19 protein-coding genes, 1 tRNA gene and 3 pseudogenes are annotated in these 20,187 nt (G+C 64.7%); 14 read left to right on the plus strand and 9 right to left on the minus strand.

Annotated features, from left to right (window positions below; genetic code table 11):
* From VTU_RS0114460 to VTU_RS0114470, 3 genes are all read right to left on the minus strand, one after another.
* Positions 1-627 (minus strand): Fe2+-dependent dioxygenase (locus tag VTU_RS0114460; protein WP_010105376.1); only part of this gene is annotated, 627 nt, incomplete at its 3' end.
* A gap of 119 nt (positions 628-746) precedes the next feature.
* Positions 747-2,999, minus strand: coding sequence for a TonB-dependent receptor (locus VTU_RS0114465; protein WP_236610747.1), 2,253 nt, complete (start codon positions 2,997-2,999; stop codon positions 747-749).
* A 249-nt stretch (positions 3,000-3,248) separates the two neighbouring features.
* Positions 3,249-3,548: an SWIB/MDM2 domain-containing protein gene (locus VTU_RS0114470; RefSeq protein WP_010105378.1), complete on the minus strand. Its 300-nt coding sequence runs from the start codon at positions 3,546-3,548 to the stop codon at positions 3,249-3,251.
* A gap of 370 nt (positions 3,549-3,918) precedes the next feature.
* Here VTU_RS0114470 and VTU_RS35695 point away from each other — a divergent pair.
* The 4 genes and pseudogenes from VTU_RS35695 to VTU_RS31655 all read left to right on the plus strand — a co-directional run.
* Positions 3,919-4,023: pseudogene (locus VTU_RS35695) on the plus strand (transposase DNA-binding-containing protein); the annotation flags it as partial.
* Between the two features lie 631 nt (positions 4,024-4,654).
* On the plus strand, positions 4,655-5,074 hold the full coding sequence (locus VTU_RS31645; RefSeq protein ID WP_138927902.1) for a DUF4279 domain-containing protein: 420 nt from the start codon (positions 4,655-4,657) through the stop codon (positions 5,072-5,074).
* Positions 5,058-5,480, plus strand: coding sequence for a DUF4279 domain-containing protein (locus VTU_RS31650; protein ID WP_169315405.1), 423 nt, complete (start codon positions 5,058-5,060; stop codon positions 5,478-5,480). The genes VTU_RS31645 and VTU_RS31650 overlap by 17 nt, the downstream gene beginning before the upstream one ends.
* Positions 5,481-5,614: 134 nt before the next feature.
* Positions 5,615-6,118, plus strand: a complete 504-nt coding sequence (locus VTU_RS31655) for an Imm21 family immunity protein (protein ID WP_138927903.1) — start codon at positions 5,615-5,617, stop codon at positions 6,116-6,118.
* A 195-nt stretch (positions 6,119-6,313) separates the two neighbouring features.
* Here the strand turns inward: VTU_RS31655 and bamC are convergent, their stop codons facing one another.
* Both bamC and dapA read right to left on the minus strand, forming a co-directional pair.
* Positions 6,314-7,414, minus strand: a complete 1,101-nt coding sequence (gene bamC, locus VTU_RS0114480; RefSeq protein WP_010105379.1) for an NlpB/DapX family lipoprotein — start codon at positions 7,412-7,414, stop codon at positions 6,314-6,316.
* Between the two features lie 46 nt (positions 7,415-7,460).
* Positions 7,461-8,357 carry a 4-hydroxy-tetrahydrodipicolinate synthase gene (gene dapA / locus VTU_RS0114485; RefSeq protein WP_010105380.1) on the minus strand — a complete coding sequence of 299 codons (897 nt, stop codon included), beginning with the start codon at positions 8,355-8,357 and terminating at the stop codon, positions 7,461-7,463.
* 180 nt (positions 8,358-8,537) lie between these two features.
* Here dapA and VTU_RS0114490 point away from each other — a divergent pair, with 180 nt between their 5' ends.
* On the plus strand, positions 8,538-9,086 hold the full coding sequence (locus tag VTU_RS0114490; protein ID WP_029554419.1) for a methylated-DNA--[protein]-cysteine S-methyltransferase: 549 nt from the start codon (positions 8,538-8,540) through the stop codon (positions 9,084-9,086).
* 4 nt (positions 9,087-9,090) lie between these two features.
* Here the strand turns inward: VTU_RS0114490 and VTU_RS0114495 are convergent, their stop codons facing one another.
* The 3 genes from VTU_RS0114495 to mutM all read right to left on the minus strand — a co-directional run bounded on the left by VTU_RS0114495 (position 9,091) and on the right by mutM (position 12,655).
* Positions 9,091-11,064 carry a propionate--CoA ligase gene (locus VTU_RS0114495; protein WP_265597338.1) on the minus strand — a complete coding sequence of 658 codons (1,974 nt, stop codon included), beginning with the start codon at positions 11,062-11,064 and terminating at the stop codon, positions 9,091-9,093.
* A gap of 44 nt (positions 11,065-11,108) precedes the next feature.
* Complete coding sequence (locus VTU_RS0114500; protein WP_010105385.1) at positions 11,109-11,714, minus strand: isochorismatase family protein; 606 nt, start codon at positions 11,712-11,714, stop codon at positions 11,109-11,111.
* 125 nt (positions 11,715-11,839) lie between these two features.
* A complete protein-coding gene (gene mutM, locus VTU_RS0114510) occupies positions 11,840-12,655 on the minus strand; it encodes a bifunctional DNA-formamidopyrimidine glycosylase/DNA-(apurinic or apyrimidinic site) lyase (protein ID WP_029554420.1) in 816 nt (271 codons plus the stop codon).
* A 90-nt stretch (positions 12,656-12,745) separates the two neighbouring features.
* Between mutM and VTU_RS0114515 the strand changes: the two genes are divergently transcribed.
* The 7 genes and pseudogenes from VTU_RS0114515 (at position 12,746) to pth (ending at position 18,427) form a co-directional block, all read left to right on the plus strand.
* On the plus strand, positions 12,746-14,452 hold the full coding sequence (locus tag VTU_RS0114515) for a tetratricopeptide repeat protein (RefSeq protein ID WP_321162177.1): 1,707 nt from the start codon (positions 12,746-12,748) through the stop codon (positions 14,450-14,452).
* Positions 14,452-14,988 (plus strand): lipoprotein insertase outer membrane protein LolB, encoded by a 537-nt coding sequence (locus tag VTU_RS0114520; protein ID WP_010105390.1) that lies wholly within the window; start codon positions 14,452-14,454, stop codon positions 14,986-14,988. Before VTU_RS0114515 ends, VTU_RS0114520 begins: the two co-directional genes overlap by 1 nt.
* A gap of 13 nt (positions 14,989-15,001) precedes the next feature.
* Positions 15,002-15,865 (plus strand): 4-(cytidine 5'-diphospho)-2-C-methyl-D-erythritol kinase, encoded by an 864-nt coding sequence (gene ispE, locus VTU_RS0114525; protein ID WP_010105391.1) that lies wholly within the window; start codon positions 15,002-15,004, stop codon positions 15,863-15,865.
* Positions 15,866-15,897: 32 nt separating this feature from the next.
* Positions 15,898-15,974: transfer RNA gene (locus tag VTU_RS0114530), tRNA-Gln, on the plus strand.
* Positions 15,975-16,019: 45 nt separating this feature from the next.
* Positions 16,020-16,994 carry a ribose-phosphate pyrophosphokinase gene (locus VTU_RS0114535; RefSeq protein ID WP_010105392.1) on the plus strand — a complete coding sequence of 325 codons (975 nt, stop codon included), beginning with the start codon at positions 16,020-16,022 and terminating at the stop codon, positions 16,992-16,994.
* Positions 16,995-17,103: 109 nt separating this feature from the next.
* Positions 17,104-17,754, plus strand: coding sequence for a 50S ribosomal protein L25/general stress protein Ctc (locus VTU_RS0114540; RefSeq protein ID WP_010105393.1), 651 nt, complete (start codon positions 17,104-17,106; stop codon positions 17,752-17,754).
* Positions 17,755-17,816: 62 nt separating this feature from the next.
* Positions 17,817-18,427, plus strand: a pseudogene (gene pth, locus VTU_RS27380) (aminoacyl-tRNA hydrolase).
* Positions 18,428-18,442: 15 nt separating this feature from the next.
* Here pth and VTU_RS0114550 read toward each other — a convergent pair.
* On the minus strand, positions 18,443-18,700 hold the full coding sequence (locus VTU_RS0114550) for a YfhL family 4Fe-4S dicluster ferredoxin (RefSeq protein WP_010105398.1): 258 nt from the start codon (positions 18,698-18,700) through the stop codon (positions 18,443-18,445).
* Positions 18,701-18,865: 165 nt separating this feature from the next.
* Here VTU_RS0114550 and VTU_RS0114560 point away from each other — a divergent pair, with 165 nt between their 5' ends.
* Positions 18,866-19,828 carry an ABC transporter permease gene (locus tag VTU_RS0114560; protein WP_010105402.1) on the plus strand — a complete coding sequence of 321 codons (963 nt, stop codon included), beginning with the start codon at positions 18,866-18,868 and terminating at the stop codon, positions 19,826-19,828.
* A 9-nt stretch (positions 19,829-19,837) separates the two neighbouring features.
* Positions 19,838-20,187: pseudogene (locus tag VTU_RS0114565) on the plus strand (ABC transporter permease); the annotation flags it as partial.

The raw sequence follows: 20,187 nt of genomic DNA on the forward strand, positions 1-20,187 counted from the left end.
CTCGGGCGATTCGCCATGCTGCTGGCGCAGGCGCAGCAGGGCCATGTCCATGTCGTAGAGCAGGCGCCGCTGTGCGTCGCTGCGCACCAGGCTTTCCACCCAGAAGAAGCAGGCCAGGCGCTGCCCGCGTGTCACCGGGCGCACCTGGTGCACGCTGGTTCCGGGGTAGATCACGGCGTGGCCCGCGGGCAGCTTGACGCGCTGCTCGCCAAAGGTGTCGTCGATGCACAGCTCGCCGCCGTCGTACTCGTCGGGCCCGGACAGGAATACCGTGCACGAGATGTCGGTGCGCAGGTGCTCGCGCTGCGCGGCCATCCGGCGCACGGCGCCGTCAACATGTTTGTCGTAGTGGTTGTTGCTGCCGCCGTAGCGGTTCACGCGCGGCGGGAACACGCGCCGGGGCAGGGTGGCGGTGAGAAACAGCGCGCTGCGCTCGAGCGCCGCCAGCACCATGGCCGCGATGCGCCGGGCGGCCTCGCAGTCGTGCGGCAGCTGTTCGTTGTTCTTGGCCTGGCGTGCCTGCGTGCCCGCGCTGTCCCTGCCGTCGGCCCAGGGGGCATGGTGCAGCAGCTGGCGGGCGGTTTGCAGGTCCTGGGGCGTGAGCAGGTCGGGCAGGGTGAGCAGCATGGGGCGCTTCGTGAATCATGAGAGGGGGTGCATCTTCAACAAAAAAAGCCGCCCCGGTGAAAGGGCGGCAAAACCTTGAAGAAACCGGGGACGTGTGGCTGTGTCGCTGTCGTCGCAGATCAGAACTTCATGCTGGCCGCGATCTGGAGCATGCGCCCGGCGCCGGGAATGTAGTGGCCGGGGTAGATCGAATCGACGTAGAGCTTGTTCGTCAGATTGCTCAGATTGGCCCTGACCGTGTAGCGCTCGCTGATGCGGTACTCGGTCATCAGGTCGGCGGTCACGTAGCCTGGCGCCGACCAGCCCGGGTTGCGGTTGGGCGTTTGCGCGCTGCGGAAATTCAGGCCGCCGCCCGCGCGCCATGCGGGCGAGATCTGGTAGGTGGTCCACACCGTTCCGCTGTGGCGTGGTGTCAGCGAGGGGCGGGTGCCCTGGCCTTCGGAGCCCGTGGCACCGACGTCGATTTTGGCGCTGGGCATCCACATGTACGAGCCGTAGACCTCCCATTTGGGCGTGATGCGGCCGGTGATGTCGATCTCGGCCCCTGCGGCATGGCGCTTGCCCGACAGCAGGTCGATCTTCAGTTCCGGGTCGGTATTGCGCTCGCGGTACTTGGTCGAGTGAAACACCGCCAGGCGTGTGGTCAGGCGCTTGTCCGCCGAGTCCAGCTTGGCGCCGACCTCGATGTTGCGGCTGGCCTCTGGCGGGGTGTTCACCGTCTTGGAACTGTACGAATAGGTGTCGCCCGAGGTGTTGAACGAGGTTCCGTAGGAGAGGTGGTAGGACTGCAGGGCGTTGGGCTGGTACAGCAAGCCGGCGCGCCGGCTCCATTCGGAGATCTTCTGGCGGTAGCTGGTGGTGCTGACCGGGTCGGGGGCCTCTTTGGGGATGCTGAAGCTGTTGTAGCTGCCGTCCATGTTGTCGTGGCGCAGGCCGACGAGCAGCTTCCAGTGCTCGGCGATCCGGACCAGGTCCTGCGCGTACAAGCCGAAGGCCCTGGCCTTGAAATCGCTCGTGGTGCGCAGCACGCGGCGCGTTTCATCGACGCCCAGGCCATCGTTCGGGCGGCCCACCGTGGTGTCGGGCTTGGGCAGGTCCACGCCCCCCTGCGCGGCGCTGCGTGCCGCGGACACGGTTTTCTTTTCGTGCGCCAGGTCTGCGCCCGTCAGCAGTTCATGCTGCAAGCCCAGTGCCTGGAACTTGCGGCTGAAGTCGCTTTGCAGATGCACGGTGTCGAGGTCCTGGATCTTCAGGTGCGTGCGGCGCATCAGGCGTGTGCCGGGGCCGAAGTTTTCCAGCGTCGCGGCCTGGCCATCGGGCTGCTGGTTGGCGACTGCGAAGCGGATCGCGCCGGCGTGCTGGTCGCGCTCGTAGCGGCCCACACGCAGCTGGGTCTTGAGCTCGGCGTCGCTGTCAAAGCGGTGGGTATGGCCCAGCGTGAGCAAGCTGGCGCCGCCGGCGTTGTAATCGCTCGCGGCGCCGTAGTAGGTCCTCGGGTCCAGCGGCAGCATGGTGGTGCTGCTCGCCGGCGCGCTGGCGTTCGGGCGGATCCAGGGCATGCCGTAGTTCATGCCGTTGTCGTTGTCCAGGTAGTACAGGTTGACCGAAAACTCGTCGCGCGTTCCGATGCCAAAGGCGTAGGTGCCGGCAAGGCCCTTTTTCCTGATGCGGCTGCCGGCGCCGTTGTTGTCGGCGTGGGTCGCCATGGCGTTCAGGCGCAGTGCAGCGTTCTCGCCCGTGTGGATGTTGAAGTCGCCCGTGATGCGCCGGTACTGGTGGCTGCCCAGCGTCAGGTCCAACTGGTGCGTGTCGATCAGGCGCGGGGCCTTGCTCACCTGGTTCACGGCGCCGCCCGTGGAGCCGCGGCCGAACAGCATCGAGGCCGAGCCGCGCAGCAGTTCCAGCCGCTCCAGGTTGAAGGTGTCGCGGTCGTAGAACGCGGGGTCGCGCATGCCGTCGATGAACATGTCCCCCGTGCTTTGCAGGGGGAAGCCGCGCAGGCGGATGTCCTCTTCGCCGCCCTCGGCCGCCAGAAAGGTGATGCCGGCGGTGCTCTTCAGCGCCTCCTTGACGGTGTCGAGATTGCGCTCGTCGATCAGGCGCTCGGTCACGACGGTGAGCGACTGCGGAACGTCGCGCAGCAGCTGCGTGCCCTTGCCGATGCGGGTCTGCGTAGCGCGCACGCTGTCCTTGCCTTCCGGGGCGTCGGCGCTTTCCCGGACCTCCACCGGAGCCAGCGACTTCTCGGGCGCGGTGGTTTGCGCCAGGGTCCCGACGGAGGCGGCGAGCATCAGCGCGCCCAGGGGAAGCAGCGCCTTGTCGGAGGCCGGGCTGCGCGTGGGCGCAGGGGGGGTGGAAGTGGGGGGCTGCATGGAGCCGCGGCGCCGGGTGCGTGATTTTGCCAAGATGGCCTCCGTCATTGGGTTGGGTACAGTCGGCGCACGGATGCGCCGAGAGCAGGCGAGAGGCAGTGGCTAGATCAATATGGCGGTGCTTCGTCGTGCGGTCCCATGCTATATCAAATACGGGTCATTCTCATTCGCATTGATGTTTATGCGCAACAGTTTCCTGTCTGCGCCGCCCCAAAACCGGCTGGACCGGTTTTGGGGCGGCGCTATCTCTCAGGAGACATGCTTGCCGATCAGGCCGGCGAGTTCGAACATCGACACTTGGGGCTTGCCGAACAGTTCCTTGAGTTTGGCGTCCGCGTTGATGTTGCGTTTGTTGGCGGCGTCTTGCAGGTTGTTGGCCCGGATGTAGACCCACAGTTTGCTGACGATCTCGGTACGCGGCAGCGGTGCCGAGCCGACCACGGCGGCCAGCGCGGGGCTGGGGGTGAGCGCCTTCATGAAAGCGGCGCTGGGGGTGCGTTTCTTGGCCGCGGGGGCGCTTGCTGCCGGAGCTTTTTTTGCAGTTGCCATGTTGGGATTTCCTGGTTGGAAGAGAGTTTTCACCAGCGGGAAACGATGCTTTTCCGCTGGCTGTCGGATGCTAATGGGAAAAATCGCGTCTCCAAGGGGGAAACGGTTTTTTTTTGTGTGCAAGCAGGCTACGGGTTCGGCTATCGAACGTATTTCAGGCAATCACCTCCCGGACGGCGTGGCCGCCATGGCAAAGCCCAAAGCGCATCTCATTGTACACAACTCGAACATTCAATCGTAACCTACTGATATTAAAAGGAAATAGCGGAACCTTGATGGATTGGGCGAAGGAAGAATTCAAAGACCTTGACCAGGGCCGATCAGCGGCTGAGCAAGCGCACGGTTTCTTTGGTCGAACGGCCCAGGGGCCAAGCCGCTGGCAAGTATCCCGCAAGCGTGCGGCAGATGGGCGCAGACACAGGCGGCGTACGCCGGACGACACCAGTTGGTCTGGGGCATTCGGGCACCCCATTGACAAAGTGCCGCGACATGCATGCGCGCCCACTGCGGGGTGCTGTGCATTAGGACCTCACCGAACTGGGCTTCACTGCCGGGCTGGTGTTGCTACCTTCTGAGGCCCAGTGCGGCATGCCTGTTCACCCCACCTACGCCGTCACGCCCGAGCGCGAACCGCTGGGCGTGTTGGCCACTGGAATGTGCGCGCGAGCCCAAGAATGTCCAGGGCAATTGCACCGGGTCACTGGAGCGAGGGTCACGCCCGCGTGGCCGAACTCGCCGGCCACGGTGTCTGACATCCGCTTGGGTCCAGGTGGCAGACCGGGGAGCAGACATCGCCCGGTTGATGGCGCAGCGATTTGGGGCACCCTGCCGACTGGCTGATCCGTGCTGGGACGGTCCATGGCTCTCGCAGCACCCGCGCCAGCAGCGATGACTGCACCAGACGCAAAAGACCGAAGGAGCAAGAACGACCTGTTACCACTGCGGCAGCGACGACCGTCTGATGTGACGCAAAATTGTGATGAATTTTGCCAAAAGACGGTATTTGCTGCTATCAGCGCCGGGATCACCCATGTGGTTTGCTTGCGAAGACTGCCCTCTTGCTCCTGCCGCTTTGGTCAACCCTCACCAGTCAATGCGGTGATACCATGACTCAGCAGAAGAAAGTTCCGAATCATGTTTATACCGTGGAACTGCGGTTCTTGGGTGAGCCATCCGAAATTTCAGATCGATTGAATTTGAAACCAAGCAATTCGTTTAGTAAAAAACAAAATCAGAAAATGAAAAGGCCGCGACGCCCATATTGGGGATACAGCGGAAGAGGAGAGACAGGATACCTGCGTAAGTGGGAGTCTTTGGGGGACGGTCTGAAATTTCTTCTTGAAATACTGAGATCCAGAAAATCAGAAATCATTGCCATTGGCCATCAGTTCGATGGACATTGGTGGTGCGGTCACTTCCAATCCAGCTTTAATGGTGGCCCCACGCTATCGCCACAGCTGTTGGCTGAAGTCGGAAGCTACGAGATGCCTCTTTGTATCGACGACTATCATGTTTCAGAAGAGTAAAACTCCGAATCATGTTTACACAGTAGAACTGGTATTCATGGGCGAGCCGTCTGAAATATCAGATCGATTGAATTTACAGCCAAATAATGCATTTAGCCAATCGCAAAACCGACCGCCACCGAGCAGGCAGCATCCCCCATACTGGGGATACAATGGAGAAAGGGAGACGGGATATCAGTCTCGCTGGGAGTCGCTGGAAGATGGTTTGATTTTTCTTCTTGAAGTAATGGATTCCAGAAGAGAAAAAATCATCGCCATTGGTCATCAGTTTAATGGACATTGGTGGTGCGGCCACTTCCAATCCAGCTTTGATGGCGGACCAACCTTGTCTGCAAAGTTGTTGGTCGAAATAAGCAACTACGAAATTCCTTTGCGCATAGCTAATTACTATAGATCAGAAGAGTGAATATCGGATCATACTTTGACCAACGGCCGGACGCAGTTGGCCTTTGGATTACCCACAATGTTGTTATCCACTGCTTTGGATGCAATCGATTTCAAGGTGGACAGTGTCGAAAAATTGATGACAGGAGCACATACGTGAACCACCGATGGATAAATTCTCATGGCGGACCATTAATATTTTGCAGCATGCAGGCCGCATCTGGATGGATGGGAATCACTGGAAGTTCTGTGAAATCCGTAAAGACGGATTATGAACGTGCTTGCGATTCGTTTTCTTATCTGAACGTAATTGACAGCAATATGTCAAAAATTCTGATTTTGGGCGATGAACCATTGGCATCGACAATTTTTCATACCGGGCATGACTTCACAATTGCCCGATGGATATCGTGCGAATCACTGATGGTTTCCGAGATTGCATTAAACGATATTCCGATCGGATTGCCTGAAATAGAAAAATCCGTATCGATGCATATTTATGAAGATGAATCAATAATTTTCGATTCGGCTGCCGTACTTCATGAGTCAGAGGATGAAATGCGCGTCAAAATAAATCCCGGGAAGTATGAAATTACAACAGAACTATTTGATGGAGGGCATCGCTTCAAATTTCTGATTCATCGACTGCGCATGGAGTGAATGATAATTATTTCCGGGAAACTTGGCTGTGTGAAACAGCGACTCGGCATAGGCGCTCTGACACGCGGTCGCGCGCATGAGGGCTGGGCGCTCCTGTCTGGACACTGCTCGCAAGCATGGGGTCGGCATGCTCCAAGCGTTGCGGGCAGCGTTCCATGGTGCTGTCGAGAGCGGCCTGAATGAATTAGTTACCGCTTACTTCAACTCATCTGCCAGAACGCGCACGATGCGCTCGGCGTTCGCGGGCGCTGCGGCTGCTCCGGCCTCGTCGAGCACCGAGACCGTGGTTGACGTGCCCTGGCTGCGCAGCACGATGCGGTATTTCAGCGGCGGTGTCGCAGCGGAATCGCCGAACAGCTTGCCGAAGAAACCGGGCTCTTTCTTCTCGGTGCCGGGCGCCACGTAGCGCACGAAGTAGGCGCCTTCGTCGCGGTTGCGGTCTTCCACGGTAAAGCCCGTGCGGTCCAGTGCCAGGCCCACGAGGCGCCATGCGCGTTCAAAGCCTTCGTCGAGTTGAAGCACCGGCTGGCCGTTGGCGTTGCTCATGCGCGCGGCCTGCGTGCGCGCGGCGGCTGCGGGGGCGGATGCTGCGGCGGTCTTGGATTGCTCCTCGCTCGCGCCGAGCCGGACCATGAGGCGGCGCAGAAATTCGGTTTCGAGTTCGGGGTCGGACGGCCGGGGCTGCCACATCGTGCTGTCCTTCGTGGAATTGCTGTAGACCTCGACCATTCCGCGGTGCGTGACGTAGATCTCCGTGCCACCGTCGGCCTTGCGCTCCAGGCGGGTGCGGAATTTGTCGCGCTCACCGGTCGAGTACAGCGAGTCCAGCAGCGAGCCCAGTGCCGAACGGATGAAGTCCTGCGGCAGCTTGGCGCGGTTTTCCGCCCAGTCGGTTTCCATGATTCCGAGATCGGGTTCGGTGCGTGCGAGCGTAAAGCCGCTGTCTTGCCAGAAATCGCGTACCGGCTCCCAGAGTTTGTCGGCGGGGCGGTCGATCACCAGCCAGCGTTGGCTGCCGGCGCGTTCGATGCGCACGTCGCCCTGCGCCAGCGCTGCGACCTTGCCCAGGTTCGCAGGCTGGGCCGCCTGTCCGGCCTGCAGCGCCGTGGCGGATACGGATTCACCCGCCATGGCGTACCGCGAATCACGCGCCAACTGGGTCAGGTCCGGGGGGACTTCCAGGGTCGGGCCTTTGGCGGCGCTTTTGTAGTCGATCTTGTCCCCCTCGAGGGCGGCGCAGGCGGACAGGGCCATGGCCAGGAGCAGCAGGCCCAGTCGGGCGGTGGCAAATTTCACGCGGAAATCCTTGAAATGTCTCTGGGTGCTGCGGGCTTTTCCCGGCTCAGATCAGGCCGCCGGCAGCGAGCGCGGCTTCGACGGGCGCCTCGTTGCCGCTTGACAGCGGCGTCATGGGCAGGCGCAGGGTGCCGCCGCACAGGCCCATGCGGGCCATGGCCCACTTGACCGGGATGGGGTTGGCTTCGATCAGCAGGTTCCGGTGCAGCGGCAGCAGTTGAAACTGAATCTGCATCGCGCGCCGGACGTCGCCGGCAAGCGCTGCCGCGCACAGCGCGTGCATCAGGCGCGGCGCCACGTTCGCGCTCACGCTGATGCAGCCGTGGCCGCCGCACAGCATGAGCGCGACGGCCGTCGGGTCGTCGCCCGAATACACGGCAAAATCCTTGGGCAGATCGCGGATGAGCCACTGCCCGCGCTCGATGTTGCCGGTGGCATCCTTGATGCCGATCACGCTGGGCAATTGCGCCAGACGCAGCACGGTGTCGTGCTGCAGATCGGCGACCGCGCGGCCGGGAACGTTGTATAGCACCATGGGCAGGTCGCTGGTGGCTTCCGCGATGGCCTTGAAATGCTGGTACAGGCCCTCTTGCGTGGGCTTGTTGTAGTAGGGAACGACCTGCAACTGGCTGTCGGCGCCGACCTTCTTCGCGAATCGCGCCAGTTCGGTGGCCTCGGCGGTGGAGTTGGCGCCGCAGCCGGCCATGATGGGAACGCGCTTGGCCGCCTGCTCCACGGCGACGCGAATGATTTCGCAATGTTCCTGAACGTTGACCGTGGGCGATTCGCCCGTGGTGCCCACCACGCCGATGCAGTCGCTGCCTTCGGCGACATGCCAGTCGATCAATTTGCGCAGCGCCGGGTAGTCCACGCTGCCGTCTTCGTGCATGGGGGTGACGAGGGCGACGATGCTGCCGGTAAGGGGGGCGCAAGAAGAGGTCATGTCTATGGCGGAGGGCGGTGGGCAGGGATTCTAAGCCAACGCCAGGACAGGCCCGCGCGGCGGAGCCGCCCTGGGCCAATGGGGCGACGCAGGTTCCATGGCGCAGCTATGCTGTGGGTCTGCAACAGGAACGAGACGAGCGCTTGACTCCCCAAGCACCGCATTCACCCGGATTTCCCCATGCACTTTCATCCCCTCACCGTACAGACGTGCACCAGCACACCCCTTGGGTCCATGCGCCTTGCTGCGTCCCCGGCGGGCCTGGTCGGCGCCTGGTTCGAAGGCCAGCGCCACGAACCCGGGCAACTGCTCCATGGCGCCGGCGCCTGGGCCGATGCGCCCGGGCACCCACTGTTGCAGGAGGCCGTGCGCCAGTTGCGGCAGTACCTGCACGGCGAGCGCAGCGGCTTTGACTTGGCGCTCGACCTGTCGGGCGCAACGCCTTTTCAGCAAAGCGTGTGGCGCGCACTGCTGAGCATCGGGCGTGGCCAGACCAGCAGCTACGCTGCGCTGAGCCGACGGATCGGAGTCCCCCGGGCGGTGCGCGCCGTGGGAGCCGCGGTGGGGCGCAACCCCTTGAGCGTGGTTCTGCCCTGCCACCGCGTGCTCGGCGCGGACGGCAGCCTCAGGGGCTACGCGGGCGGCCTGGAGCGCAAGACAGCGCTGCTGGAACTGGAGAATGCGCCGGTGCGCGCCGCGGACCCATGCCACGGCAAGGACGGGGCATGACGTTCTATGGCGCCGTGTTCTTGGGTGCGTCCAGCAGATCCCGCACCTGCTGCAGCGCCACCGGGTCTTCCAGGGTGCTCAGGTCGCCCGGATCGCGGTGTTCTGCCACGGCCTGGAGCGCGCGGCGCAGCAGCTTGCCGCTGCGTGTCTTGGGCAGCGCGCCCACGAAGTGCACGCGCGACGGCCGCGCCACGGCACCAAGCTGGCGGTCCACCTGTTGCATGAGTTCGCCTTCGAACTTCAGGCGCGCGGCGGCCGAATCGAGCCCGGTGCTGTCGCGGGCCACGGCGAAGGCCATGGCCGCCTGGCCCTTGAACGGGTCGGCGACCCCTACCACCGCCACTTCGGCGATGTTCGGATGCGTGGCGAGGCTTTCCTCGATCTCGCGGGTTCCCAGGCGGTGGCCGGCGACGTTGATCACGTCGTCGGTGCGGCCCAGGATGAAGTGGTAGCCGTCGGCGTCGCGCACGCCCCAGTCGAAGGTGTTGTAGATCAGCCGGCCGGGCAGGCTCTTCCAGTAGGTGTCCACAAAGCGCGCATCGTCGCGCCACACGGTCTGCATGCAGCCCGGGGGCAGGGGGCCCTCGATGGCGAGCACGCCTTTCTGGCCGGGGGTGTTCAGTTCCTGGCCGCTGGCTTCGTCGATGAGCTTGACGTGGTAGCCGTACATGGCCTTTCCGGGGCTGCCAAAGCGGGTGCTCTGCGGCTCCACGGCGTGCGCCAGCGCGAGGATGGGCCAGCCGGTTTCCGTCTGCCAGTAGTTGTCGATCACGGGCACCCGCAGCGCGTCGCTGATCCACTGCGCCGTGGACGCGTCCAGCGGTTCGCCCGCGAGCCACAGGGCCTTGAGGCTGGAGAGGTCGTATTTTCCGAACCAGTCCGGGTCCTGCTTCCTGAGCACGCGCAGCGCTGTCGGGGCCGAGAACATGTGCGTGACCCGGTACTTCTCGACGATGCTCCACCAGACGCCCGCGTTCGGCCGCGTGGGCAGGCCCTCGTACAGGATGCTCGTCAGGCCCGCGATCAGCGGGCCGTAGATGATGTAGCTGTGCCCCACCACCCAGCCGATGTCGCTGGTGGTGAATGCGGTCTGCCCCGCTTGCGCGCCAAAAATATGCTGCATGCTCGCGGCCAGCGCCACCGCGTAGCCGCCCGTGTCACGCTGCACCCCCTTGGGCCGGCCCGTGGTTCCGCTGGTGTAGAGCGTGTAGCTGGGGTGCGTGGATTCGACCCATTCGCAGGGCACCACGGTGTCCAGTTGCTGCGCGCGCAGCAGCGCCCAGTCATGGTCGCGCCCCGGTTGCCGCGGCATGGGCGCAAGGCCCCGGTCCACCAGCAGCACCGCGGCGGGCTTGTGCTTCGAGCGTGCGATGGCCTCGTCGAGCAGCGGCTTGTAGGGCAGCACCTTGCCGCCGCGCGAGCCCGCGTCGGCGCTCACCACGGCAACGGGTTCTGCGTCCTCGATGCGCAGGGCCAACGAGCCCGCGGCAAAGCCGCCAAACACCACCGAATGCAGTGCGCCGATGCGCGCGCAGGCGAGCATCGCAAAAGCCGCCTCGGCAATCATGGGCATGTAGATGAGCACGCGATCGCCCTTGTTCACCCCGAGTGCGCGCAGCACGGCCGCCATGCGCTGCACCTCGGCGTGCAATTCAGCAAAGCTGTAACTGCGCTCGGTGCCGGTCTCGGTGGAGATCGCCACCAGCGCCGGCTGCAGGGCGCGTTGCGCCAAGTGCCGGTCGAGCGCGTTGTGGCATAGATTGGTGCTTCCCCCCACGAACCACCGGGCAAAGGGCGGGCGGCTGTAGTCGCACACCTGCCGGGGTGGGGTGTGCCATGCGATCAATCGGGCCTGTTCGCTCCAGAATGCGTCGCGCTGGTCGATGGACTCGCGGTAGAAGTCGGCGTATCGGCTCATGGTGCTGTCTCCTTGGCGTTTCTCGTCCGGTCTGAACGCCTGCGCATCCGATCTTGCCACAGGCAAGGGCTGCGAAACGGCCAAGGCCCCGTGGCTTGAATGAACTATTTGATCAGGTCCAGCAGGTCTTTGAACGCCGGGTGCTCACAACTGCCCAGCCATTCGAACGCGACCATCTCGGTCGTCACCAGTTCCGCACCCGCAGCGGCCAAGCGGTCAAAAGCGGCGTCGCGGTTGCGTTCCGTGCGCGAGCCGCAGGCGTCGGTCACCACCCACGGCTCGAACCCGTCGTCGATCAGATCGAGCGCCGTTTGCAGCAGACACACATGGGCCTCGCAGCCGGCGATCACGATGCTGCTGCGTTCGGCGCCCTGCGGGACGGTGGATTTCTGCAGATGTTTGGGCAGGCTGCGCGCGTTGCCGCCCTGGGGCTTGGCGGGCGGGCGCAGCCACTCGCCCAGTCCCTCCCGGGCGGCGCTGAAATGCATCTTCGCCAGCGTCTTCTGGCACAGGGCGCGCAATGCGGCGTCGTTCGCGCCCAGGCGCGAAGGGTTCTGCTCGGTGCCCCATACGGGCAGGTCCAGCATGCGGGCGATCCTGGCCAGGCGCTGGGCATTCGCGAGCACCGCAGGGCCTTCGAAGATCGCGGGCATCAGGCGCTCCTGGTAGTCGACCAGGACGAGTTGGGAGGCAGTGGCGTCAAGCAGCATGGCGTATTTGTCCGTCCGGGAGCGGCAAGGTTTTCATGGGGCATTGTCGCAGCCGCTCTGCCATGCCTGCGCAAATTGGTCGCTGCCCTGCGTGCCAGCCTCTCGCACGCCATGCGGCGGGCTGCTCAGGGCCGCTGGCATCGGGGACAGAAATAGCTGCTTCTTTGTCCCTGGCGAAAAACGCGTATCGCCGTGCCGCAGGCATGGCAGGGCTGCCCGTCGCGGCCGTAGACGTTCGCCGACGTCTGGAAATGCCCCGCCATTCCCTGGGCGTTGGAAAAGTTGCGCAGCGTGCTGCCGCCCAGTTCCACCGCGCGCGCGAGCACGCTGCAGATCGCGGCGTGCAGTTTGCGCACCCGTTCGGCCCCGATGCGCGAAGCCGTCACGCTGGGGCGGATTCCCGCGAGGAAAAGAACTTCGCACGCATAGATATTGCCCACGCCCACCACCAGACGCCCCGCGAGCAGCAACTGCTTGATCGGCGTGCGGCGCTGTTTCAGCCCGAGCGCAAAAGCGGGGAGAGAAAAGGCGTCCGACAAGGGCTCCATTCCCAGTGCGCCCAACAGCCGGATTGCCACCGGGTCCTGCTCGCCGTGCGCATAAACGACGGCGCCAAAGCGGCGCGGGTCGTGCAGGCGCAGGGTTCCCTGGTCGGTCACCAGATCGAAGTGATCGTGCGCGCCTGCGGGCGCCAGCCCATGGCCGAAGCGCAGGCTTCCCGACATGCCCAGGTGCAGCAGCAACAGGCCGTCGCTGGTGTCGGCCAGAAGGTACTTGCCGCGCCGGCGCAATCCCAGCACCCGCTGACCGACCAAGGCCGACGGATCGCAGCCCAGGGGCCAGCGCAAGGGCTTGCCCAGGATGACGGTGCTGATCCGGGCCCCTGCAATCGCCTCGGCGAAGCTGCGGCGCGTCACCTCCACTTCGGGTAACTCAGGCATACAAAGACGCAGGAAACGGGGCGACAGGCATGGATTATTATGGGTCCGATGCTGCCATCCCACTGCTTTCGAACCGCCCTATTGGCCACCGTGCTCGCGCTGACTGCTCAGTCACCATGGGCAGAGCAGCCCGGCGACGAAGGCCGCGCCGACGACGCTGCGGCGGTGTCCAACCCGGCGCTGGACTCGGTGCTGTTCTACGAAATCCTTCTGGGCGAGATAAGCTCCCGGACCGGCGATCCGGGTGCGGGCTACGCCTACATACTGGCGGCCGCGCGCCGAAGCGCGGACGACCAGCTCTACCAACGGGCGGTGGACATTGCCCTGCAATCGCGCTCCGGCGAGTACGCGTTGACTGCGGCCAAGGCCTGGAAAGAGGCCATCCCGCAGTCGCGCGAAGCCAACCGCTACATGCTGCAGATACTGGTCGCGCTGAACCGGATCGGCGAGACCGCTGACTTGCTGCGCCAGGAGCTTGCCCAGTCCTCCGAGCGCGCGTCCCTGCTGGCCGCTTTGCCCGAGATTTACGGGCGTGCCAGCGACAAGGCATTGGCCGCCAGGGTGGTGCAGCGCGCGCTCGTCGATGAGCTCGCAAACCCCGCGACAGCCCCTGCGGCCTGGGTGGCGCTGGGGCGATTGCGCCTGGCCAGCGGCAACAAGAACGGTGCGCTGGACGCGGCGCGCAAAGCGCAGGACCTCGACGGCGAGAGCGCAGACGTGGTGCGGCTGGCCCTGGAGTTGATGGAGGAGAACACCCCCGAAGCCGAGCCCATCGTGACCCGGGGATTGGCCAGGCAGCCCCTTGCCGCGTTGCGCGCGGCGTATGCGCGCGTTCTTCTGGGCCTGCAGCGCTATTCCGACGCCGACTTGCAACTGCAAGCCATCACAGGGGAGAACCCGAAGTTCGTCGAAGCCTGGCTCATGCTCGCCACGGTGCAATTCCTGGAGCAGCGTCTGCCCTTGGCCGAGGCCTCGCTGCAGCGCTTCATGGAACTGCTCCCGGAATCCACCGACGCACAAATGCGGCGCAATGGTCTGACCCAGGCGTATCTGCTGCACGCGCAGATCGCCGAAAAGAAAAAGGACTTTGCTGCCGCAGAAGCCTGGCTCGGGCGCATCGACAACGCGGACCAGGTTTTCGCTGCGCAGAGCCGCCGCGCATCGCTGCTCGCGCGCCAGGGCAAGCTGGCGCAGGCCCGGGCCTTGCTGCGCAACCTGCCCGGCACGTCGGACACCGACAAGCGCATGAAACTGCTTGCCGAGGTGCAGTTGCTGCGCGAGCAGCGGCTCTACGACGACGCCTACAAGGTGCAGGTCGAACTGGTGGCCTTGGCCCCGGGTGAGGCGGAACTGGTCTACGACCAGGCCATGCTGGCCGAAAAGGCAGGCAAGATCGACACCATGGAGCAATTGCTCAGACAGGTGATTGCACGCCAGCCGAAATACCACCATGCCTACAACGCGCTCGGCTACTCGCTTGCGGATCGGGGCCTGCGGCTGAACGAAGCCAAGCGGCTGATCATGAAGGCGCTGGAATTTGCGCCCGGCGATCCTTTCATCATGGACAGCCTCGGCTGGGTAGAGTTTCGCCTGGGCAACAGGGCAGACGCGAAGCAGCATCTGGAAGCCGCGTACAAGGCCCGCCCCGACGTGGAGATTGCTGCCCACCTGGGCGAGGTGCTGTGGAGCCTGGGCGACAAGGAGGGTGCGTCCAAGGTCTGGGAAGAGGGCCAGCGGACAGGCCCGGACAACGAAACCCTCCAGGAAACATTGAAGCGCCTCGGGGTAGGGCTCTGATGCGCGCGGCCGGCACCGCGCCCTGGTCCGCCCTGCGCGCGCGCGCCATGCCGCATCGTTTGCGTTGGAAATTCTGGCCTGCGCTGTGCCTGCTGTGGCTCGCAGGCTGCGCGCAGCTGACGCCCGGGCCTGCGGCACGAGAAGATGCGTGGAGCGGACGGATCGCCTTGCAGGTCCAGAGTCCGAGCGCGCAATCGTTCTCTGCCCTGTTCGAACTGCACGGAAACGCCCGCAGCGGCGGCCTGGTCCTGCTCAGCCCTCTGGGCAACCGGCTCGCGCAACTGGACTGGAGGGACGGTCATGCGCAGCTGCGCAGCGCCCGGGAAACGCGCAGTTCGGACTCCCTGGACGCACTCTTGCAGGACGTGACCGGGACCCGCATTCCCGTTGCCGCTCTTTTCAGCTGGCTCAAAGGCAACCCGGCCACGGTGGCCGGCTGGCAGGCGGACCTGTCCGGAATTGCCGAGGGGCGGCTCAGTGCGCGCCTCGATGACCCCGCCGCGCAGGCCAGCTTGCGCATCGTGCTGACCCGCTGAGCTTCGTTTCTCCATGCAAGCCCTGTACGACCTGCCGGCTCCGGCAAAGCTGAATCTTTTCCTGCACGTCACCGGACGGCGTGCCGATGGCCACCATCTGCTGCAATCGGTTTTCATGCTGCTCGACTGGTGCGACACCCTGCACTTCGAACGCCGGGCAGACGGGGCCATCTCCCGCGAGGACCTGAGTGCCCCGCTGCCTGACGTGGACCTGACGCTCAGGGCTGCGCGGGCACTGCAGGCAGCCACCGGTTGTGGCCAGGGTGCACACATCGGGGTGCTCAAGAGCGTCCCCGTGCAAGCGGGCCTGGGCGGGGGCTCGTCGGACGCGGCAACGGCCCTGCTGGCGCTCAACCGGCTCTGGGGCCTGGGCCTTTCGCGCGCCGCATTGGAGGAGATCGGCCTGACGCTGGGCGCGGACGTTCCGTTTTTTCTGCGTGGCCACAACGCCTGGGTCGAGGGGGTCGGGGAGACGCTCACGCCGCAGCAATTGCCGCCGGCGTGCTTTGCCGTCGTCAAGCCCGCTGCGGGGCTGGAGACAGGGGCCGTTTTCTCATCGCTGGGTTGGAGTCCCGATTGCGGCAGTGCTACAATCGCCGGCTTTGCTGCAGAGCACTTCGATTTTGGCCGGCACTTTGGTTCTTGCCGAAATGACCTGCAGCCGGTTGCCCAGGCACTGTGCCCCGAGGTTTCCGCAGCCATCGAATGGCTCGGGACCCACGGATTGCAAGGCCGGATGACGGGCTCGGGAAGCGCGGTGTTTGCACAAATGCCGCATGCGTTCGACTTGGGTACGGCCCCACCAGGCTGGCAGGTCAGGGCATGCGGGAATCTGATGCATCACCCTCTGGCAGGTTGGGCATCGGACGAGGGTTGAGAGGTGGGCCACTTTCGGTAGCCGGCCTGTGTAGGGGAATCGCCAAGCTGGTTAAGGCACCGGATTTTGATTCCGGCATGCGAAGGTTCGAATCCTTCTTCCCCTGCCAGATTTCTTTTCGCGGCGGGCCTTTTTTCAGACTGCTGGGACGCTCATGCAAGCCACCCCCCCTGACTTCATGGTTTTCACCGGCAATGCCAATCCTGGCATGGCGGCTGAAATTGCCAGATACCTCGGAACCACCCTGGGCGCTGCCGCCGTGGGGCGCTTCTCGGACGGTGAGGTCACCGTCGAAATCAAGCAGAACGTGCGCGCGCGCGACGTCTTCGTCGTGCAGTCCACCTGCGCGCCGACGAACGAAAACCTCATGGAGTTGCTGATCATGGTCGATGCGCTCAAGCGCGCGTCGGCCGAGCGCATCAGCGCCGTGATCCCCTACTTCGGCTACGCCCGCCAGGACCGCCGGCCGCGCTCCACACGTGTGCCGATCACCGCCAAGGTGGTGGCCAACATGCTCCAGACCGTGGGCGTTGCCCGCGTGCTGACCATGGACCTGCACGCCGACCAGATCCAGGGCTTTTTCGACATTCCGGTGGACAACATCTACGCGTCCCCCGTCCTGCTGGGCGATCTGCGCCAGAAGAACTACGAGGACCTGATCGTGGTCTCGCCCGACGTGGGCGGCGTGGTGCGCGCACGCGCCCTGGCCAAGCAGCTCAACTGCGATCTGGCGATCATCGACAAGCGCCGCCCCAGGGCCAACGTGTCGGAAGTCATGCACGTCATCGGCGAGATCGAGGGCCGCAACTGCGTGATCATGGACGACATGATCGACACCGCCGGAACGCTCGTGAAGGCCGCCGAAGTGCTCAAGGAGCGCGGCGCCCGCAAGGTCTACGCCTACTGCACGCACCCGATTTTCTCGGGCCCCGCCATCGAACGCATCGCCCAGGGCGCGGTCCTCGACGAAGTGGTGGTCACCAATACCATTCCCTTGAGCGAAAACGCCAAGGGATGCACCAAGATTCGCCAACTCTCCGTGGCCCCGCTGATCGCGGAAACGATACAGCGCATTGCCAAAGGGGATTCGGTGATGAGTTTGTTCTCGGACCAGGACAGTCTGTTCTGAAGGACCTGCATCCGGGAGCATCGCGTGGGTCTGCCGCAGCCATGGCGCGGCGGGCCTTTTTCAATCAGGGGCACGGCTGGTCGCGGCCGGCCCTTTTCGGGAGCCAACTATGAACTTCGTCGCTTTTGAGCGCGCCAAGCAGGGTACGGGTGCGAGCCGCCGTCTGCGCAATTCGGGAAAAACGCCCGGCATCGTGTACGGCGGTTCGGTCGAACCGCAACGGATCGAGGTCGACCACAACGCGCTGTGGCACGCCCTCAAGAAAGAGGCCTTCCACTCCAGCGTGCTGGACATGGAACTGGCCGGCACGACCAGCAAGGTTCTGCTGCGTGACGTGCAATACCACCCCTACAAGCAGCTCGTGCTGCATATCGACTTCCAGCGCGTGGACGAAAAGACCCGGCTGCACATGAAGGTGCCGCTGCACTACAGCGGCGCGGAAGAGTCCAGCGCCGTGAAGGTCGACAAGTGCATGGTCAATCCGATCGTGAACGAACTGGACGTGACCTGCATGCCCTCGGACCTGCCGGAGTTCATCGCCGTGGACCTGTCGAAGCTGGAAAAGGGCGCGTCCCTGCACCTGAAGGACATCAAGCTGCCCCGGGGCGTGGCGCCCGTGATCCGGGGCGGCCAGAACAACCCGGTTCTGGTTTCCGTGGTCCCGCCGCTGGTGGTCGCCGAGGTCCCTGCCGCCGACGCGGTGGCCCCCGCAGCAGCAGCCGACGCCAAGGGCAAGGCCAAGGCCAAGAGCAAGAAGTAATCCGCGAGCCGGCCCCGCGCGCGGCCGGCTCCGGTTTCACTGCCGCAGGAATAATCGCGCGCATGATCAAGCTGTTCGTGGGCCTTGGAAACCCCGGGCCGGGCTATGCAGCCAGCCGGCACAACGCCGGCTTCTGGTGGATCGACGCGCTGGCGCATGAACTCGGGACCCGCTGCTGCCCGAGCGCAGCTGCCACGGTCTGCTCGCCCGCACCACGGTCCACGGCCAGAACGTCTGGCTGCTCGAGCCGCAGACCTTCATGAACCTCTCGGGCCGCTCGGTCGCTGCGCTGGCGCGCTTTTTCAAGATCCTGCCCGCAGAGATCCTCGTGGTGCACGACGAGCTCGACATCGCCCCCGGCCAGGTCAAGCTCAAGCGCGGCGGCGGCCACGCAGGGCACAACGGCCTGCGCGACATCCACGCGCAACTCGGCGTGCCCGACTACTGGCGCCTGCGCCTGGGCATAGGCCATCCGGGAGTCCGGAGCGAGGTCACCGACTGGGTGCTCAAAAAGCCTTCCGCGGACCAGCGCAGGCTGATCGAGGAAGCAATCGCGCATTCGATCCGGGCGTACCCGGCGCTGCTCGCCGGCGAAATGGACAAGGCCAGCTTGCTCATCCACACCACCCAACCCCCACGCCCCAAACCACCGCGCCCGGTGCAGCTGCCATAGCCGGAGAAACCGGATTCAATTCGGCGCTGCTGCGTGCAGCCGCTGGAATCTCTGCCACAGGGTCTCGTGGTCTTCCACATGCTGCGGGTCCACGGGGATGCACGCCACGGGGCAGACCTGCACGCACTGCGGTTCGGTGAAATGTCCCACGCATTCGGTGCAGCGGCCCGGGTCGATCTCGTAGATCTCCGGCCCAGGGTAAATCGCCTGGTTCGGGCACTCGGGTTCGCACACGTCGCAGTTGATGCAGGCGTCGGTGATCATCAGCGCCATACGAGCTCCCGGGGCGCGGCGCCGCAAACGGCGGCCAAGAAGAGGTGCAGGGCGGCGTGCATGGCCTGTATTATCCCGTCGCGCACGCGTCTTGCCTGCGGCAGCACATAACCGCTATGCTGCGCGCGCATATTCCGACGTGCTCCCCACTCCCACTCATCCCCCATGGGTCTGTTTTTCCTCAAGCGCTTCATCACCCTGCTGGCCACGCTCATCGGCGCTTCCATCGTCATTTTTCTGGTGCTGGAGATCCTGCCGGGCAATGCCGCCGAGATGCTGGTGGGGCCGGACGCGTCGCCCGAGGCGGTGGCGGCGTTGGCCACCAAACTGGGGATCGATCAACCCGCCAGCCTGCGCTATGGGCAATGGGTCGGCGGGCTCGTCGTGGGCGACATGGGCAACAGCCATGCCTACGGCTCGCCGGTGCATGAACTGGTGCTCGAGAGGCTGGCGCTCACGGTGCCGCTGGCGCTCATGGCCATGCTCCTGGCCATGGCGCTGGCCCTGGCCGCGGGTGTCTACGCTGCGGCCCACCACAACCGGATGGGCGACGTGGGCGTGATGGGGTTCGTGCAGATCGGCGTTGCCCTCCCCAACTTCTGGTTTTCCATCCTGCTGATCCTGCTGTTTGCGGTCAAGCTGCGATGGTTTTCCGCCGGCGGCTTTCCGGGCTGGACCGAGGCTGCGGGCGGCAGTCCGCTCGCAGCCCTCAAGGCGCTGCTGCTTCCGGCCATCGCGCTCGCCGTGGTGCAGGCGGCGATTCTCGCGCGCATCACCCGCTCTGCCGTGCTCGAGGTGCTGCGCGAGGACTTCGTGCGCACCGCCCGGGCCAAGGGGCTCTCGCAGCGTGCCGTGCTCTGGGGCCATGTGCTGCGCAACGCCATGATCCCCGTCGTCACCGTGGTGGGCTTGGAGTTTGCCAACCTGCTCGCGGGAACCATCGTCGTGGAGAACGTGTTCTACCTGCCGGGTCTGGGGCGCCTGATTTTTCAGTCCATCTCCAACCGTGACCTGATCGTGGTGCGCAACTGCGTGATGCTGCTCGTGGCCATGGTGGTCGCCGTGAACTTCGTGGTCGACATCCTCTACGCCGTGATCGACCCGCGCGTCAAGGCCAGCGACATCTGATCCACCCCCATGAGCGCCGCCCCCAGCCTCCTGTCCCCCCCCGGCACCACGGCCCCCGGCTGGCTGTGGCGTGCGCTGCGCCACCGCAGCTTCGTCATCGGCGCCGCGCTGTCGCTGCTGCTCGCCGCTGCTGCCATGCTGTCGCTGGTCTGGACGCCCTGGTCACCGTACGAGATGAACCTGCCTGCCAAGCTGCAACCGCCCACGGGCGCGCACTGGCTGGGCACCGACGCCTTCGGGCGCGACGTGGCCTCGCTGCTGCTGGTGGGCGCGCGCAACTCGCTGCTGGTGGGCGTGATCGCCGTGGGCATCGGTCTGGGCCTGGGAACGGCGCTCGGGCTGCTGGCTGCGGCCCGGCG

The sequence above is a fragment of the Verminephrobacter aporrectodeae subsp. tuberculatae At4 genome (assembly GCF_000193225.1).
GTDB classification, from domain to species: domain Bacteria; phylum Pseudomonadota; class Gammaproteobacteria; order Burkholderiales; family Burkholderiaceae_C; genus Acidovorax; species Acidovorax aporrectodeae.

Coding starts and splice junctions, on each gene's coding strand:
- VTU_RS0114500 (WP_010105385.1), bottom strand. CDS start 11,714: ATGCTGCTTGACGCCACTGCCTCCCAACTCGTCCTGGTCGACTACCAG.
- VTU_RS0114560 (WP_010105402.1), top strand. CDS start 18,866: ATGGGTCTGTTTTTCCTCAAGCGCTTCATCACCCTGCTGGCCACGCTC.
- VTU_RS0114490 (WP_029554419.1), top strand. CDS start 8,538: ATGCACTTTCATCCCCTCACCGTACAGACGTGCACCAGCACACCCCTT.
- mutM (WP_029554420.1), bottom strand. CDS start 12,655: ATGCCTGAGTTACCCGAAGTGGAGGTGACGCGCCGCAGCTTCGCCGAG.
- dapA (WP_010105380.1), bottom strand. CDS start 8,357: ATGACCTCTTCTTGCGCCCCCCTTACCGGCAGCATCGTCGCCCTCGTC.
- VTU_RS31650 (WP_169315405.1), top strand. CDS start 5,058: ATGTTTCAGAAGAGTAAAACTCCGAATCATGTTTACACAGTAGAACTG.
- VTU_RS0114470 (WP_010105378.1), bottom strand. CDS start 3,548: ATGGCAACTGCAAAAAAAGCTCCGGCAGCAAGCGCCCCCGCGGCCAAG.
- ispE (WP_010105391.1), top strand. CDS start 15,002: ATGCAAGCCCTGTACGACCTGCCGGCTCCGGCAAAGCTGAATCTTTTC.
- VTU_RS0114465 (WP_236610747.1), bottom strand. CDS start 2,999: ATGCAGCCCCCCACTTCCACCCCCCCTGCGCCCACGCGCAGCCCGGCC.
- VTU_RS0114550 (WP_010105398.1), bottom strand. CDS start 18,700: ATGGCGCTGATGATCACCGACGCCTGCATCAACTGCGACGTGTGCGAA.
- VTU_RS0114540 (WP_010105393.1), top strand. CDS start 17,104: ATGAACTTCGTCGCTTTTGAGCGCGCCAAGCAGGGTACGGGTGCGAGC.
- VTU_RS0114520 (WP_010105390.1), top strand. CDS start 14,452: ATGCGCGCGGCCGGCACCGCGCCCTGGTCCGCCCTGCGCGCGCGCGCC.
- VTU_RS31645 (WP_138927902.1), top strand. CDS start 4,655: ATGACTCAGCAGAAGAAAGTTCCGAATCATGTTTATACCGTGGAACTG.
- VTU_RS0114535 (WP_010105392.1), top strand. CDS start 16,020: ATGCAAGCCACCCCCCCTGACTTCATGGTTTTCACCGGCAATGCCAAT.